The 15322-nt window shown below is 70.4% G+C and carries 15 protein-coding genes; 7 read left to right on the forward strand and 8 right to left on the reverse strand.

The genetic code is table 11. The annotated features are described in order from the left end of the window. Positions 1-1245: an FAD-dependent monooxygenase gene (locus ACFFR3_RS03230; protein WP_379482555.1), complete on the reverse strand. Its 1245-nt coding sequence runs from the start codon at positions 1243-1245 to the stop codon at positions 1-3. Further along, on the reverse strand, positions 1242-2636 hold the full coding sequence (locus ACFFR3_RS03235; RefSeq protein WP_345397121.1) for an MFS transporter: 1395 nt from the start codon (positions 2634-2636) through the stop codon (positions 1242-1244). Before ACFFR3_RS03235 ends, ACFFR3_RS03230 begins: the two co-directional genes overlap by 4 nt. Positions 2637-2731: 95 nt before the next feature. Here ACFFR3_RS03235 and ACFFR3_RS03240 point away from each other — a divergent pair, with 95 nt between their 5' ends. After that, positions 2732-3364: a TetR/AcrR family transcriptional regulator gene (locus ACFFR3_RS03240; protein WP_364365693.1), complete on the forward strand. Its 633-nt coding sequence runs from the start codon at positions 2732-2734 to the stop codon at positions 3362-3364. A gap of 90 nt (positions 3365-3454) precedes the next feature. Here the strand turns inward: ACFFR3_RS03240 and ACFFR3_RS03245 are convergent, their stop codons facing one another. After that, positions 3455-4183 carry a phosphotransferase family protein gene (locus ACFFR3_RS03245; protein WP_345397115.1) on the reverse strand — a complete coding sequence of 243 codons (729 nt, stop codon included), beginning with the start codon at positions 4181-4183 and terminating at the stop codon, positions 3455-3457. Between the two features lie 60 nt (positions 4184-4243). On the opposite strand from ACFFR3_RS03245, the gene ACFFR3_RS03250 reads away from it, so the two are divergent. Then, a complete protein-coding gene (locus ACFFR3_RS03250; RefSeq protein ID WP_379482556.1) occupies positions 4244-4612 on the forward strand; it encodes a hypothetical protein in 369 nt (122 codons plus the stop codon). Here the strand turns inward: ACFFR3_RS03250 and ACFFR3_RS03255 are convergent. The 5 genes from ACFFR3_RS03255 to ACFFR3_RS03275 all read right to left on the reverse strand — a co-directional run bounded on the left by ACFFR3_RS03255 (position 4599) and on the right by ACFFR3_RS03275 (position 9798). After that, positions 4599-4880 (reverse strand): hypothetical protein, encoded by a 282-nt coding sequence (locus ACFFR3_RS03255; protein WP_345397112.1) that lies wholly within the window; start codon positions 4878-4880, stop codon positions 4599-4601. The genes ACFFR3_RS03250 and ACFFR3_RS03255 overlap by 14 nt on opposite strands. Before the next feature lie 135 nt (positions 4881-5015). Continuing rightward, positions 5016-5273, reverse strand: coding sequence for a hypothetical protein (locus ACFFR3_RS03260; protein ID WP_345397109.1), 258 nt, complete (start codon positions 5271-5273; stop codon positions 5016-5018). 176 nt (positions 5274-5449) lie between these two features. After that, positions 5450-7096, reverse strand: coding sequence for a DNA recombination protein RmuC (locus ACFFR3_RS03265; protein ID WP_345397106.1), 1647 nt, complete (start codon positions 7094-7096; stop codon positions 5450-5452). A 1-nt stretch (position 7097) separates the two neighbouring features. Then, entirely contained in the window at positions 7098-7250 is a 153-nt protein-coding gene (locus ACFFR3_RS03270) for a hypothetical protein (protein WP_345397103.1), read from the reverse strand. A gap of 199 nt (positions 7251-7449) precedes the next feature. After that, positions 7450-9798 (reverse strand): family 20 glycosylhydrolase, encoded by a 2349-nt coding sequence (locus ACFFR3_RS03275; RefSeq protein WP_379482557.1) that lies wholly within the window; start codon positions 9796-9798, stop codon positions 7450-7452. 156 nt (positions 9799-9954) lie between these two features. Between ACFFR3_RS03275 and ACFFR3_RS03280 the strand changes: the two genes are divergently transcribed. The 5 genes from ACFFR3_RS03280 to ACFFR3_RS03300 are packed head-to-tail and all read left to right on the forward strand — an operon-like array spanning position 9955 to position 15320. After that, positions 9955-11466 carry a sulfatase family protein gene (locus ACFFR3_RS03280; RefSeq protein ID WP_379482558.1) on the forward strand — a complete coding sequence of 504 codons (1512 nt, stop codon included), beginning with the start codon at positions 9955-9957 and terminating at the stop codon, positions 11464-11466. A gap of 42 nt (positions 11467-11508) precedes the next feature. Beyond that, the gene (locus tag ACFFR3_RS03285; RefSeq protein WP_364365678.1) at positions 11509-12507 is read left to right on the forward strand and encodes an aliphatic sulfonate ABC transporter substrate-binding protein; all 999 of its coding nucleotides are present in this window, start codon (positions 11509-11511) and stop codon (positions 12505-12507) included. A 27-nt stretch (positions 12508-12534) separates the two neighbouring features. Next, positions 12535-13722 carry an ROK family protein gene (locus tag ACFFR3_RS03290; protein ID WP_345397091.1) on the forward strand — a complete coding sequence of 396 codons (1188 nt, stop codon included), beginning with the start codon at positions 12535-12537 and terminating at the stop codon, positions 13720-13722. 54 nt (positions 13723-13776) lie between these two features. Beyond that, complete coding sequence (locus ACFFR3_RS03295) at positions 13777-14553, forward strand: ABC transporter permease (protein ID WP_364365674.1); 777 nt, start codon at positions 13777-13779, stop codon at positions 14551-14553. Then, positions 14550-15320 carry an ABC transporter ATP-binding protein gene (locus ACFFR3_RS03300; protein ID WP_379482559.1) on the forward strand — a complete coding sequence of 257 codons (771 nt, stop codon included), beginning with the start codon at positions 14550-14552 and terminating at the stop codon, positions 15318-15320. The genes ACFFR3_RS03295 and ACFFR3_RS03300 overlap by 4 nt, the downstream gene beginning before the upstream one ends. The last annotated feature ends 2 nt before the right edge of the window (positions 15321-15322 follow it).

The following is a 15322-nucleotide window of genomic DNA, read 5'->3' on the forward strand; positions in this document are numbered from 1 at the left end:
TCATGACCTTTCGCCTGCGGGCACCGTATGGAAGGACCAACGCCCGCCGCCGTCCGCCGGTTCCCCCGCGACGCCGGGCAGGGTAAGCGCCGAGTGGGCCGGCCGCTCCATCGGGACGGGGTCGGCGGTGAGGTCGCGCAGCATCGCGTCGCGCCGGTCCATCGCCTCCTGCGTCGCGGGGAACATCACGCTGCCGCCGCCGTCCACGTGCGCCTGGTTGAGGGTGACGAACTCGCGGGTGTCCCGCTCGTACGCGGCGAACGCCTCCTCGTGCCCCGGGTGCACGGCCAGCGAACGGGCCAGCATGTACGCCCCGACCAGCGCGAGGCTGGTGCCCTGCCCGGTCAGGAACGACGGCGCGTACGCCGCGTCGCCCACCAGCGCCACCCGCCCGCTCGACCAGGCCGGCATGCGGATCTGGCTGACCGTGTCGAAGAACAGGTCGTCCGCCTCCCGCATGGCCGCCACCAGGTCGGGCACCCGCCAGCCCGCGTCCGCGAAGGTCGCGGCCACCAGGTCGCGCTGCGCGGCAGGGTCGCGGAAGGCGCCGAACGGCGGGTCCTCACGCGCGAAGTTGAGGAACCCGTGCACCTCGTCGCCGTCGCCCGCCGCGTAGAGCACGGCGGCCCGGCCCGGCGTGCTCCACAGCACCCCCTCGTGGGCGAGCCCGAGGATGTTCGGCATGGTGAAGCCGGCGAAGCAGTGGCCGAGGTAGTGGTGGAAGCGATCCTCGGGGCCGAACACGGACTCCCTGGTGCGCGAGTGCAGCCCGTCCGCGCCGATCACCACCTCGTACGTCCGCCGCCTGCCGCTCGCGAACGTGACGTCCACGCCCTGCCCGGTCTCGGTCATGGTCGCGATGGAGTCGCCGAACACGAACTCCACGTCGTCGCCGACGGCCGCGTGCAGCGCCTCGGCGAGGTCGCCGCGGCGTACCTCCAGGTCCTGGCCCGCCACGCTGCCGTCGATGAGCCGCGGATCGACCACCGCCACCTCGTCGCCCGCGACGTCGAGGAACGTGAACTTGTGCATGTCCACGTGCGCCGCGCGCAGCCGCGGCAGGATCCCCATGCGGCGCACCACCTCAAGCGCGGTGCCGCGCACGTCGATCGGGTAGCCGCCGCCGCGCAGCCCGCCGGCCTTCTCGACGAGGGTGACGGCGAAGCCGTAGCGGCCGAGCCAGTACGCGAGCGCCGGGCCCGCGATGCCGCCGCCGGAGATCAGTACTTCACGCTTCGATGTCATGCCTGGACTTCCTTTCGCCTGAACGTGTGAACGAGGAGGGACGTGGCGGTCACGACGCCGGCCAGGACGAACCCGAGCACGAAGCCCGACTCCCCCGGCACGCCGGAGACCGGGTCGGTGCCCGCGGTGAGCAGCACGGCGCTCGCCTGGATGCCGAGCGCCGATCCGACGACTCTGGCCACCAGGACGAGGCCGGTGGCGATGCCGGTGTCCGCCTGGGCGACGGCGCCGGTCGTACCGGTGAGCATGGCCGTGACGCAGAGGCCCGCGGCCAGCGCGATCACCGCCTTGCCGACGACGAGCTGCCAGAGCTCGGCGTGCGCGGCGGCGAGGACGAGCAGCGTGGCCGCCATGACGGCGATCCCGGCGACGGCCACGGGACGCGAGCCGTACCGCCGCACCGCGAACCCGGCGATCGGGCCGCTCGCCGCCGAGGTGATGAGGCTGGGCAGCAGGAGCAGGCCGGTCGCGGTGGCGCTGATGCCGAAGCCGTAACCGTCGCCCGACACCCCGAAGAGCTGCGGGACGAGGTACGTCGCGGACGCCGACCCCACGCAGACGACCAGCGTCATCACGCAGGAGGTCCACATGCCGGGCGCGGTCAGCATCGCGAGGTCCACCATCGGCGCCGCCGCCCTGCGCTCGACCAGCACGAACGCCGTCCCGAACCCGATCGTGACGATGACCACCGCGACGATGACGACCGGCCGGGCGCCGATCTCGGGCAGGATCGCCAGACCGGCCATCAGGGAGAGCATGGTGCCGCTCAGCAGGGCGAGGCCGGGCCAGTCGACGCCCGCGCCGGGCCGTCCGGCCGGGTCACGCGGCATCACCCTGGCCACGGTCACCGTGGCCGCGACGATCACCAGCGTCGGCAGCCCGAACATCGCATGCCGGGACAACCCCTCCGCCAGCGGCCCTGCGATGAGCGTCCCGACCATGCCGCCGCCGATGAACAGCCCCGTGACCAGCCCGATCGCCACCTGCGCGTCCCCCGGCGGCAGGTATTTGCGGACCAGGATGAACGACAGCGGCAGCACGCCCATCATGGCGCCCTGCAACACCTGCCCCACCAGCAACACCGGCAGGTTGGGCGCCAGCGCGGAGACCAGCCCGCCCGCGGCGACCACCGCCATCAGCCGCATCAGCACCAGCTTCGCGCCGTAGCGGTCGCCCAGCTTGCCGGCGACCGGGGTGACGAGCGCGCCGGCGATGAGCGTGGTGATGGGCAGCAGGGCCGCGACGGCGGGGCTGACGTCCAGCTCGCGCTGGAGGAGCGGGAGCGCCGGCGCCATCACCGACTCCAGCACGCTGGTGGCGACGGCCAGCGTGCCGAGCGCGGCCATCGCGGGTCTTCCGATGCGGATGGGCGGTGCCAAGGTCTGCGTCATGAACGTCCTTCCCCCGTGGATGTGCGGCACTACACTACAACGTGCAGTGTAGTCATTGCTACAACGGCCAGTGTAGTTCGGCTACGATCGGCACCATGCAGACCACGAAGACCCTGCGTGAGGGCTCCCCGCACAAGCGGGCCGCCATCCTCGCGGCGGCCAGGGAGCTGTTCCTCACCGACGGCTTCGACCGTTCCAGCATCGGGGCCATCGCCGCCAAGGCCGGCGTGTCCACGCGCACGGTCTACGACTACTTCGGCGACAAGCAGACCCTGTTGCGGGCCGTCGTCGAGGCCATCGGCCAGTCACTGGTGACCGCCGTCCAGCACACTCTCGACGCCACCCTCACCGGCCTCACCCGGCCGGACGAGCTGGAGGACGCGTTGGTGGCGTTCGCGATGCGGATAGCGACCGACATGCTCGACTCGGCCGAGTACGCCACCCTGCAACGCCTCGTCGTGACCGAGTCCGGCCACCTGCCCGACCGCGCCGACCAGCCCATCTCCTACGCCCCCGACGATGCGCTGGGCGAACGCCTCGCGGCTCTGGGTCGCGCCGGCCTCCTGTCCGTTCCCGACGCCCGGCTCGCCGCCGACCACTTCATCGCGCTGACCTTCGGAGTCGCGCTGAGCCGGCTGGGCTCGGCGAACGCGGCGGAGGACACCCGCGTCCGCCCCCTGATCGAGGAAGGCGTCCGCGCCTTCCTCCGCGCCTACCGCCCCACCTGAGGGCTCACCTGCGGGACCGTCCGCGCCGCAGAGGCACGGGCCCGCCCTCACCTGCGGGAGAGTGCTCGCCGCAGACGCACGGGTTTGCCCTCATTTGCGGGAATGCAGCACCGCGAGCTCTGGGGCGGGGTCGAAGCCGTGCTCGATCAGCCAGTGCACCGCCTGCAGGCTGCGCACCGACCACCACCCGCGGATCGCGTCGACATCGACGTCCACCCCATAACCGGCGATCACGTCGGCGAGCCGGTCCTCATGGTTGAGCGTCAGGATGGCGAGGTCGAACATCGCATCGCCCTGCCCCGCCTCGGACCAGTCGATCACGCCCGTGACCTCGTCACCCTCGACGAACACGTGGGAGAGCTGCAGATCACCGTGGACGAACACGGGCGTCCACGGCCGCAACGCGGCCTCGGCCACGCGGCGGTTCCGCGCGACCACGTCGGCACCGACCACCCCGTTCGCGACCAGCCACGCGCACTCGGCGTCGAGCTCCCGCACGACGTCGTCGAGGCTCCGCCCACCCCACGGCGGCAGCGGCGCCCCGTGCAGCTTCCGCACGGCGGCCCCCGCCGCGACCCAAGCCGCCGACGACGCCGTGGACGGCTCGCTGAGCCGGCCGAGCGCCTTTCCAGGAAGCGCGGCGAGCGCGAGCACCGGCGGCTTTCGCCAGAGAATCTCCGGAGTGGGAACGGGCGCCCAAGCCATCGCCGCGACCTCGGCCTCGGCCCGCTCCTGATCGGCATCGATCTTCAGGAACACGTCCCCGACGCGCAAGGTCGCCCGCTCCCGATGAGCGACGATGACCTCGATCCCGTTCACGCGAGCCATTATCACCACGAGATCGACGACACGTCGCCGGGTTTTCCGTAGGCTGAGCCGGTGTCCTGGACCCTCGAAACCCCCGACGGCACCTCGCTGAGAGTCAACGCGTGGAACTGGCGCCCGACCCTGGAACTGCTGGAAAGCGCCGGTGTGCTCGACGAGGAAACGGCCGGACTCCTGGGATACAACAGCGCCATGGACCTGACCGCCTACCAGGCCCACCAGATCGCCACGTTCCTGGACACGTACCTGGCAAGCCTCCCTGACGAAGCCCGCGTCATGCTGGACGGCTCCACCACCACGGAGCCCGACACGAACGAGTTCCACCGCGACGATCTCAGTCTGAACTACTCCGCCTCGACCGCCTGGCTACGGCGCTTCCGCGACTTCTGCCACACCGCAAAAACCGGCTTCACCGCCTCCTGACCCGAAGCGCGTCCGTCTCGGCGAAGAGATCGTCCATGGTGTCGAAGGAACGAGTCCGGCCCTCCCGGATGTCCGCATCGGCCTCGGCCTCAGCCACCTGCCATCCGGGAGTCCAGTACCAGGCCTCGTCCGCAGGGACGATGGCGGCGACACGGCGACCTTGATCGGTCAGGTACGCGATGGTGTGTCGCTGTGCCGCAGCGTTGATGACGTCGGGCAGATGGCCATCGGCCTCGTCCAGCGGCACCTCGAACGCGTCATCGCTCATGACGCGAGTGTAGGTCGTGGCTTGCACGGGGGTCACATGCCAGAGAGTAACGTATCATCTACGTCTAGTCATCATGCATCCATCCCACCTCGGCACCTTGTTCGAAACACCAAAACGCATGGGGATCCTGGCCGATCAGCCGATGAAGTGCTCGATGCCGATCCCTGCGGCCGCGAGGGCGGCGGAGGCGGAGGTGAGGGCGAGCACGACGAGGGCGCACCCGCTGGAGGATGAATTCGAGTTCATTTTGGCAGCGGTTTCGCGGTAGAGCTTTACCGCGGGGTCATTTTCGTCGTCGTAATCTCCGTCGTGATAGGCGACCATCTTCGCGGCGCACAAGGCGCATAGCCTGCCCTCCGACACCTCACCACCGCAACCGTTGCACTTCGCCATACCCTCAAGCCTCCGCGTGGTCTGCTCGTCGGTTGGTATCGATCCACGCGAACTTTACAGGGCGGACCGCGCCATTTGTCGTGCATTGTCAATTCGCATATAAGACACCCGCCATGTCCCGGCGCCGGCTCACAGGAACGTGGCACAGTTTCGCGAGCGGCGCCACGGCGGGACGCTCAACTTACGAGCCCGTCCGCTGCGTCCGGCGCCGGCGGGATGGCCCGGACGCCCGCCACCGCACCGGCCGATTCCCCGAGCTCGGGGGTGCCGAGCGGGCGCGTGCTCTGTTCGACTGCCTTGAGCTCGACCAGCCGGCCTTCCACGACCTTGAGTGTGTGGAATTTCCGCGCGGTCACCATGACCCTCCTTTCCATGGATCCGACCGTGTCGTTGTACGCCTTGACCGACCGGTCCAGGGATTTGCCCAAGCCGTTGAGGTGATCACCCATGGTCGAGAGCCGCTCGTACAATTCGCGGCCCAGCTCGTAGACCTGCTTGAGATTGTCCTGGAGCGCCGCCTGCGTCCACGCGAACGCCACGGTGCGGAGCAGGGCGATGAGTGAGGTCGGCGTCGCGATCAGGACGTTCTTGGCGCTCGCGTACTCGAGCAGCGTCGGCTCCTTCTCCAGCGCCGGCTGGAGGAAGGCGTCGCTGGGCACGAAGAGCACGACGAACTCCGGCGAAAGGACCTTCCGGAAATACTCCTTGCCTCCGAGCGCATCCACGTGCTGCCGCAACTGCCGGGCGTGATCGGCCCAGTGCTTGTCCGCCTCAGCGTCGTCCACGGCCTCGATCGCCGACATGAACGCGGCCATCGGCACCTTGGAGTCCACGACGACGTGCTTGCCCCCTGACAGGTGGATCAGCATGTCAGGCCGGAGTGCGCCCTCGCTGTCGGCGAAGTGGACCTGGGTGTCGAAGTCGCACCGCTCGACCAGACCCGCCTGTTCCACGGCCCTCTTGAGATGCATCTCGCCCCAGGACCCGCGGACCTGCGGCTTCTTGAGCGCCTCCACGAGCGCCCGGGTTTCCTTCCTGGTCCGCTGTCCTTCCTCGGTCAGGGTGAGCAGTTGCCGGTTGAGCGAGGCTTCGGCGGCGACCCGGCTCGTGGAGAACTCCTTGAGTTGCCGGTCCATCTCGGCCAGCTGTTCATGGACCGGCCTGCTGGCCGCGCTGAGGGTCGCCTCGGCCTTGGTGACCAGCTCGGCCTGAGACTGCTTCAGCATCTCCTTGGTCGCCGCGCGCAGCGTCTCCTCCAGGAGCCGGTTGTTGTCCAGGCGAGTCTGGTCGAGCTCCGCGCGGACCGCCTGCACCGTCGCAGCCTGCTCCAGCAGCGCCTGCTTCTGCATGGCCAACTCGGCGAGCTGCGTCTTCAGGTCGTGGACCTCCGAGCGCAGAACCGCTTCCTTCGCCCGCAGCTCGGTGATCGCGAGTTCGCCGCCGCGGAGCCGAGTGCCCGCTTCCGCTCCTCGCGCCTGCTCCGCCTGGAGTTCCGCTCGCAGACGCTCCGCATCGGCCGCCTTGCGCTGGAGGTTGTTCCGAGTCGCGTCCAGCTCGGCGGCGAGCCGGCCGAGTCGCTCGTCCAGCGTCCTGCGCTCGGTCAGCGCGGCGGTGTACGCCTGGTTGAAGTCGGCCAGTTGTCTCTGGAGCTTGTCCCGTTCGGCGCGCAGCGCGGCCGACTGCTCGGCCGCCTGGGTGCGCCGCTCCTCGGCGAGCCTCAACGCGAGGCGCTCGTCCGCCACGCGGCTACGGGCGATCAGATAGGTGATCGTGGCGGTGACCAGCATGAGCACGATCGCCAGTACGACATGGAACAAGGTCATCTCAGGCCACCCGCTTCCAGTCCTGGCACCCGCTGGTCTCGAAGAACTCGCCCTTCTTGAGCGCGGGCCCGGCAGACTGCCGGCCGGGCTCGCTGAACGGCTGCTGGTGTGTGGGCTGCGGGTGGGGAGCCGCGCCGAGGTGGTGCTTGGTCACATCACGTCCTCTCGTGGTCGGACTTCTGAGCCCAATGGGGTTGACGAGAGAACTGTGATCCGAGCGCCTTGCTGCCCGCTGAATTCAAGCCGATAAGCCCATTTATCGCCTTTTTCGTGGCCAGCATTGCGAGCGGCTTGCCGAACGAAGGGCCGGTGGCCGCCGCCAGTCCGGTGTTCGCCGGCTGGCGTCGCGAGAATCAGTCGCGCACGGTGACCGTCAAGGTGCTGGTCGCTTCGGAGCGGTCAGGGGCGCGGACCGTCAGGGTGCCGGCGTACGTTCCCGGTTCGCTGAACGATCTCGTGGACGTCACCGTGAAAACGCCGTTGAGGCGCATGTCCGGGATGCTGCCCTCCTGGTCCGTGGTCGGGGTCGGGTGCTCCTCGGTGCCGTCGTTCCACGTGATGACCGTGGAGAGGCCGGTTGTGGACTGGCCGGGGGCGGTGACGGTCCAGGTGGCGCCGGCGGGGTGGGCGACGCCCAGGGCCTCCAGGCGCCAGGGCACGTCGGCGGTGGGGAAGAAGTTGGTGCCCTGGACGGTCAGCCGGCCGCCCACCTTCGACAGCCGGTTCTTGAAGTCGTCGTAGTCGCGCTGGTCCTGCGGCGTCCAGCCGACCTCGGCGGTGGCGATGAGCCGGGGGTAGGAGTAGTACTCGGCCTGGCTGACGCGGCGGATGAACTCACCCCACAGCGCCGACTCCACCCCCAGCACGCTGCTCTCCTGGATGCCGGGGACGAAGCGTCCCGGATCCCAGTTGTAGTGGCGGTCGAGGCCGCAGACCCCGCCGCACGCCCAGGTGCCGCCCTCGGGCTGGCGCGGGTCCTGCTTCTGCGGCACGTACGCGTGCGGCGCCGGCGACAGCACGACCTTGGCGCCGCGACCGTTCACGGCGGCGGCCACGGCGGCGGTTGAGCCGTTCCAGAACTGCACCACGGCGTTGTCCTGGGGCAGGGCGGTGCCCGCGTACTCGTTCCAGCCGACGACGGTCTTACCGAGAGCGTTCACGTGAGCGGTGAAGGCGTCCACCATGCGCACGTAGTCGTCGTGGCCGGTGACGTGCGCCTCGTCGCCGCCGATGTGCAGGTACGGCCCCGGCGTCATGGCGGCGAGTTCGGCCAGCACGTGCTCGACGAACTCGTAGGTGACCGCGCTGTCCGCGTCGAAGGAGGAGTAGCCGACGGCGCCGGTGCCGTTGTGCGGGACGGTGGTCCCGCCCGGTGCGGGCTTGGGCTGCGCGCCCGGCGTGTTGAGCTGCGGTACGGAGTGCAGCGCCGAGTTGACGTGGCCGGGCATGTCGATCTCGGGGATCACGGTCATGCCGTTCTCCCCGGCATAGCGGACGATCTCCGCGTAGTCGGCCTTGGTGTAGTAACCGGTGACGCCGGGCTCGGTGCCCCGCTCGGTCATCGCGGTGCCGCCGCCGACCCGGGTGAGCAGGCCGTAGTCGATGCCGGACGGGTTCGTGGCGGGGTCGTCGATGACGATGCGCCAGCCCTGGTCATCGGTCAGGTGGAGGTGCAGCCGGTTGATCTTGAACTGGGCGGCGGCGTCGATGTACCGCTTGACCTCGTCCACCGGGTAGAAGCTGCGGGCGACGTCGAGCATCATGCCGCGATGCGCGAAGCGGGGGTAGTCGGTGATCTGCACGGCCGGTACCGTCCACGCGGCATCGACGACGCCGTCCGACTCGACCCACTGGGGGAAGAGCTGGCGGAGCGTCTGGACACCGTTCAGCGCTCCGTTCGAGGTGGCGGCCTTGAGGCGGATCACGGCGGCCGTCACCGACAGCGTGTAGCCCTCCTCCTCGTGGCCCTGAGGACCCTTGCCAGGACCGACCTCGATGACGATGGGCGCGGGGCCGCGGCCGTGGGCGGCGGTCTTCAGCGGCAGGCCGGTGGAGCGGCGCAGGAGCCCGGCGAGCCGGCCGGCCGGCGCCTGCGCGCCGTCGCCCTCGGCCAGGATGCGGGTGTTCTTGTGCAGGGTGAACGGCGCCGCGCCGGTCTCCGTGACGGACACCGGCCGCGGGATCAGCCCCAGCGTCGGCTCGGGCGCGGCGGGCGGCCCGTCCCAGATCTCGAACTCCGCGATGGAGTAGCCGTACGCGGCCCAGCGCTCGCGGCCCTGCATGCGCACGTACCCGACGGGCTCGTCGGAGCTCAGGGCGATGACGTCGGTACGCGGGCACGTGTCGCGTTGCAGTGAGGCGACGTCGGTCCAGGCGGCGCCGTCGACCGAGGTCTGCAGGACGAAGTCGCGGGCGCAGGCGTTCGGCCAGCGGAGGGTCACGTGGTCGACCTTGGACGGCCGGGCGAGCTGGACCTGCACCCAGTTGTCGTCCTCGTACATGGAGGACCAGCGGGTGGCGGTGTCGCCGTCGTTCACGTGAGCGGCCACGAAGTCGGCGCGGTCCAGTTCGACGCTGGAGGCGGTGGCCGTGCCGGTCAGGGCGAGGTTGACGGGCGGGTCGGCGGCGCCGGCGGCGGGGGCCGGGGCCAGGAACACGGTGGTGAGCGCGGCAGCCACGAAGGCCGTGAGGGGGCGGCGCATCGAACTCCTTTTCTAGGGGCGTCAGGCGCTCAGTTTGATCGAGGCGGCCGATTTAGGTCAATAGATGGGACTAAAAACCCCGCCCACACCCCTTGCCGAGGCAGCGAAGAGCCATTTAACGTAAAGGCTCTGGACTTAATGGCGATCGGAGTATGAGTGACCAGTCCACGCAACGTCCTGTTCCTGATGACCGACCAGCATCGGGTGGACACCCTCGGCTGCTACGGCAACCCGGTGATACGCACCCCAGCGCTGGACGGCCTGGCGGCGGAGGGCGCGCGCTTCGACCGGTTCTACACACCGACGGCCATCTGCACGCCGGCGCGGGCCTCGCTGTTCACCGGCCTCCACCCGTTCAGGCACGGCCTGCTCGTCAACCCCGAGCGCAACGGCGGCGGCCGCGACGAGGTCGCCGAGCACCACCCCGTGCTGTCCGCGCCACTTCAGGCGGCGGGCTACAACATGGGACATGTCGGCAAATGGCACATCGGCAGGGAACGTGGCCCCGAGCACTACGGCATCGACGGCGAGCACCTCCCCGGCGCCCTGAACCCCTTCCACCACCCCTCCTACCAGCAGTGGCTCAAGGAGCAGGGCCATCCGCCGTTCGCGGTGGAGCGCCCCGTCTTCGGCAAGGCCCCCAACGGCACCGGCCGCGGCCACCTCATCGCCGGCCGCCTCAGGCAGCCGCCGGAGGCCACGATCGAGACCTTCCTCGCCGACCGGACACTGGAGCTGCTGGACCGGTACGCCCGCGACTTCCACGACGACGGCCGCCCGTTCATGCTGTCCTGCCACTGGTACGGCCCCCACCTGCCGTACCTGATCCCCGATGAGTACTACGGCTTGTACGCCCCGGAGCAGGTCCCGCTGCCGGAGTCCATGGCCGAGACCTTCGACGGCAAACCGGAGGTGCAGCGCCGCTACTCGGAGTACTGGTCGGCCGACCACTTCGACGCGGACGCCTGGCGCCGGCTGATCGCCGCCTACTGGGGCTACGTGACCATGATCGACGTACAGATCGGGCGGCTGCTGTCCGCGCTGCGCGAGCTTGACCTGTGGGACGACACGGCGGTGATCTTCACGGCCGACCACGGCGAGTTCACCGGCGCCCACCGGCTCAACGACAAGGGCCCGGCGATGTACGAGGACATCTACCGCATCCCCGGCATCGTCCGGGTGCCGGGCGCACCACCGCGTACCGTGGACGCCTTCGCCACCCTCATCGACCTCAACCCCACGATCCTGGAGCTGGCGGGCCTGCCGCCCCAGGAGCCGTGCGACGGCACGAGCCTGCTGCCGCTGCTCTCCGGCGCCCCCTCCGAGGGCCGCGACGAGGGCCGCGACGAGGGCCGCGACGAGGTGGTCACCGAGTTCCACGGCCACCACTTCCCCTACTCCCAGCGCATGATCAGGGACCGCCGCCACAAGCTGGTGTTCAACCCGGAAGGCGTCCACGAGCTGTACGACCTGGACGGCGACCCGCACGAGCTGCGCAACCTCTACGCCGTGCCCGCCTACGCGGAGGTGCGCAGGGACCTGACCGTACGGCTCTACCGCGAGCTGCTGCGCCGCGGCGACCCCGCGTACACCTGGATGAGCTACATGGCCGACATCGGCGAAGGACGCGCTCCCGACGTGGACGGCGTCGCGGACGACGTGACCTGAAGGCCACCCGTCACCCCCTTCAGAACGAGAAAGGATCCGCCGATGAGGCGTCCTCGCATCCTGGCCACCGCCCTCGTGGCGCTGGCCGTCCTCCCGCTCGCCGCCGGGTGCGGCACCTCCGACGGCGACGGCGCCGGGGCGACGAAGGTGCGCTTCGGCTACATCGCCGACTTCGCCGGCGCGGCCGTGCTCGCCGCCGCCGACCAGCAGGACCTGTGGGCCAAGCACGGGCTGGAGCCCGAGCTGAAGGTGTTCACCAACGGCCCGGTGCAGATTCAGGCGCTGGGCGCGGGCGACATCGACTTCGGTTACATCGGCTCAGGCGCCACATGGCTGCCCGCGAGCGGCAAGGCCAAGATCATCGCGCCCAACATGCTGGGCCAGGCCGACCGCGTGATCACCCATCCCGGCACCGGCATCTCCTCCATCACCGACCTCAAGGGCAAGAAGGTGGGGGTGCCCGAGGGGACGTCCGGCGACATGATCCTGGAGCTGGCGCTGAAGGAGGCCGGCCTGTCCGGCAAGGACGTGCAGAAGGTCAACATGGACCCGAGCACGGTCGTCACGGCCTTCAGCGGCAAGCAGATCGACGCGGCGGCCATCTGGTACCCGCTGATCGACACCATCAAGAAGAACGTCCCCGACACGGTCGAGCTGACCAAGAGCGAGGACTACTACCCCAAGCTGAGCTTCCCCAGCTCGTTCGTGGCCCGCAACGAGCTGGTCGCGGAGGACCCCGAGACGGTCACCAAGGTGCTCAAGGTGCTGCAGGAGGGCAACGACTGGGTCGCCGCGCACCTCGGCGAGGCCGAGACGCTGACGGCGACGTTCCTGAAGGTGCCCGCCGAGCAGTTCAAGGGCGCCTCCGCCGTCACGAAGGTGGTGCCGACGAGCGAGCTGAAGCAGCTCGTCGCGGACGGCTCGGTGGCCGGCTGGTACAAGGGCCTGGCCGACCTGTTCGTCACCATGGGCAAGCTGCCCTCGTCCCCCGACCCCGCCACCTATCTGACGGCCGATCTGTACCAGGCGGCGGCCGGATGACCATCTTCGTCCCACCATCATGTAGCCATGTCGAGTCCGACTGACGCCCTGCAGCGGCTGCGCCGCGTGCACGAGGACGCCGTCCTGTCCACGTTGCGCGCCGCGGGCGCACTGAGCCGCGCTCAGCTCACCGAGCGCACCGGCCTGTCCCGTACGACCATGTTCGCGATCGTCTCCGGCCTCCTGGAGCGGAGCGTGCTGATCGAGACCGAGGGCTCGGCGGCCGAGCCGCGCGGGCGCGGCAGGCCGGCGGCCCTGGTCTCGCTCAACCCCGACGCGGGTCTGCTGCTGGGCCTGGACCTGGGACGCAACCGCGTACGCCTCGCCGTGGCCAACGCGGCGCACCAGGTGGTCGCCACCGCCTCCGCCGACCTGCCCGGCGACGCCGGCCCCGAGGAGGAGGCGGAGACCGCGGTCCGCCTGGTCCGCGAAGGCGCCGCCGAGCGCGGCCTGAGCCTGGGCGCCCTGGAGGCGATCGGGCTCGGCCTCGTCGGCGTGGTCGACGACCCGCCGCCGCAGGTGGCGGCCGTTCCCGCGCGCTACGAGCCGCTCGCCCGCAGGCTGGAGGACGAGTTCGGCGTACGGCTCGCGGTCGACAACAACGCTCGCCTCGCGGCGCTCGCCGAGGCGACCTGGGGCGTCGGCAGGTCGGTGCGCGACATGGTGTACGTACGCTGGTCGATCGGCATCGGCGGCGGCTTCATCACCGGCGGACGGCTGCTGCGCGGCGCGCACGGCGCCGGCGGCGAGGTCGGCCACGTCTCGCTCGACCCGGAAGGACCGCCCTGCCACTGCGGCTCGCGCGGCTGCCTGGAAGGGCGCGCCGGCGGGCGGGGCCTGCTGGAGGCGTGCGCCGCGCGCGGCCTCTCCCTGCCCGCCCTGGACGCGCTGGTCGCCGCGGCGCAGGACCGCGTACCCGTCGTGTGCGACGTCGTGGCCTCGGCCGCCGCCGACCTCGGGCGCGTGCTGGCGGGCACCGTCACCCAGCTCGACCCCGCGCTGGTCGTGATCGGAGGCGAGCTGGCCGGGCTGGGCAGCCTCGTCCTCGACCCGATCCGCGACGCCATCGCCCGGCAGGCGCTGCCGCGCTCGCCCCGCGAGATCGCCGTGGTGCCCGCCGACCTCGGGGTGAACGCGTCCGCGATGGGCGCGATCGCCCTCCTCCTGCACGAGGAGCCCTCGATCCCCGCCCACCTCCGCCCCGCCGTCCCCTAGCCGCCGAGAGGCCCGCCCCACCATGAACGGCCCGCGCCCATGACCGCGACGACCATGACCAAGCCCCCCGCATCCCCCAGACAACGCCCCAGCCGCACCGCCGTGCTCAACGTGACGGCCGTGATCGCCGGGCTCGGCATCTGGACCGCGCTGTCCCGCCTCGGCGTCCAGAGCCTGCCCGGCCCGGTCGAGGTGATCGGCCGCGGCGCCGAACTCGTCACCGACGGCACCCTCACCAGCGACGTCCTGGCCAGCCTGCGCCGCGTCTTCATCGGGTTCGCGCTGGGCACGGTCCTGGCGATCCCGATCGGCTTCCTCATGGGCTGGTACGCGACCGCCCGCGCCCTGATCGAGCCGTACGTCCAGTTCTTCAGGACGATCCCGCCCCTGGCGATCATCCCGCTGGCCATCCTGCTGATGGGCATCGGCGAGACGCCCAAGGTGTTCGTGATCTTCCTGGCCGCGTTCCTGTCCAGCGTCGTCTCCACCTTCCAGGGCGTGCTGGACGTGGACAAGACCCTCATCAACGCCGCCCGTGTGCTGGGCGCGTCCGACCGGACGATCTTCGTCAAGGTGGTGGTGCCCGCCTCGACGCCATTCATCATCGTCGGCATGCGCATCGGCCTCGGCGCCGCCTGGGGCACCCTGGTGGCGGCCGAGCTGATCGCCGCCCAGGAGGGGCTGGGCTACCGCATGCAGCAGGCCCAGCTCTACTACGACCTTCCCACGATCTTCGTCGGCCTGATCAGCATCGGAGTGCTCGGCCTGGTCATGGACCGGCTCCTCCTGCTGGCCGAGCGCCGGCTCACCGGATGGCAGGAGCGCCGATGACCCCCAAGATCTCGTTCAGGAACGTCTCGAAGACGTTCGCCCTCGCCAGCGGGGACTTCCTCGCCCTCGATCGCGTGGACCTCGACATCGCCGACCGCGAGTTCGTCACCGTCGTGGGCCCGTCAGGCTGCGGCAAGAGCACGCTGATGAGCATGGCCGCGGGCCTGCTGGAGCCGGGCACGGGCCAGATCCTGCTGGACGGCGCCCCGGTGACCGGCCCTGGCCCCGACCGCGGCGTGATCTTCCAGCAGTACGCGCTGTTCCCGTGGCTGACCGTGCGCAAGAACGTCGAGTTCGGGCTGAAGCTCCAGCCGATCCCCCCGGAGGAGCGCCGCCGGCGCGCCCAGCACGCGATCGACCTGGTCGGATTGACCGACTTCGCCGACGCCCTCCCCAAGACGCTGTCCGGCGGGATGAAACAGCGCTGCGCGATCGCCCGCGCGTACGCGGTCGGCCCGCAGGTCCTGCTCATGGACGAACCGTTCGGCGCACTGGACGCGCTCACCCGCGTGCAGCTGCAGGACCAGCTCCTGGACACGTGGAGCCGGGAACGGCGCACGGTCATGTTCATCACGCATGACGTGGACGAGGCCGTCTACCTGGCGAATCGCGTCGTGGTGATGGCCGCCCGCCCCGGCCGCATCCACCGGGTCGTGGACGTCGACCTGCCGTACCCGCGTACGGAGGAGGTGCGCCTGTCCCCGGAGTTCGGCCGCATCCGCAACGAGGTCTGGCACGCGGTCTACCACCAGCCGGCCGCTGCGTGACG

The sequence above is a fragment of the Nonomuraea salmonea genome (assembly GCF_042428605.1).
GTDB classification, from domain to species: domain Bacteria; phylum Actinomycetota; class Actinomycetes; order Streptosporangiales; family Streptosporangiaceae; genus Nonomuraea; species Nonomuraea salmonea.

Excerpts from the sequence above, each read along its gene's own strand:
- ACFFR3_RS03230 (WP_379482555.1), bottom strand. The coding sequence starts at position 1,245 with ATGACATCGAAGCGTGAAGTACTGATCTCCGGCGGCGGCATCGCGGGC.
- ACFFR3_RS03235 (WP_345397121.1), bottom strand. The coding sequence starts at position 2,636 with ATGACGCAGACCTTGGCACCGCCCATCCGCATCGGAAGACCCGCGATG.
- ACFFR3_RS03240 (WP_364365693.1), top strand. The coding sequence starts at position 2,732 with ATGCAGACCACGAAGACCCTGCGTGAGGGCTCCCCGCACAAGCGGGCC.
- ACFFR3_RS03255 (WP_345397112.1), bottom strand. The coding sequence starts at position 4,880 with ATGAGCGATGACGCGTTCGAGGTGCCGCTGGACGAGGCCGATGGCCAT.
- ACFFR3_RS03260 (WP_345397109.1), bottom strand. The coding sequence starts at position 5,273 with ATGGCGAAGTGCAACGGTTGCGGTGGTGAGGTGTCGGAGGGCAGGCTA.
- ACFFR3_RS03265 (WP_345397106.1), bottom strand. The coding sequence starts at position 7,096 with ATGACCTTGTTCCATGTCGTACTGGCGATCGTGCTCATGCTGGTCACC.
- ACFFR3_RS03275 (WP_379482557.1), bottom strand. The coding sequence starts at position 9,798 with ATGCGCCGCCCCCTCACGGCCTTCGTGGCTGCCGCGCTCACCACCGTG.
- ACFFR3_RS03285 (WP_364365678.1), top strand. The coding sequence starts at position 11,509 with ATGAGGCGTCCTCGCATCCTGGCCACCGCCCTCGTGGCGCTGGCCGTC.
- ACFFR3_RS03290 (WP_345397091.1), top strand. The coding sequence starts at position 12,535 with ATGTCGAGTCCGACTGACGCCCTGCAGCGGCTGCGCCGCGTGCACGAG.
- ACFFR3_RS03295 (WP_364365674.1), top strand. The coding sequence starts at position 13,777 with ATGACCAAGCCCCCCGCATCCCCCAGACAACGCCCCAGCCGCACCGCC.
- ACFFR3_RS03300 (WP_379482559.1), top strand. The coding sequence starts at position 14,550 with ATGACCCCCAAGATCTCGTTCAGGAACGTCTCGAAGACGTTCGCCCTC.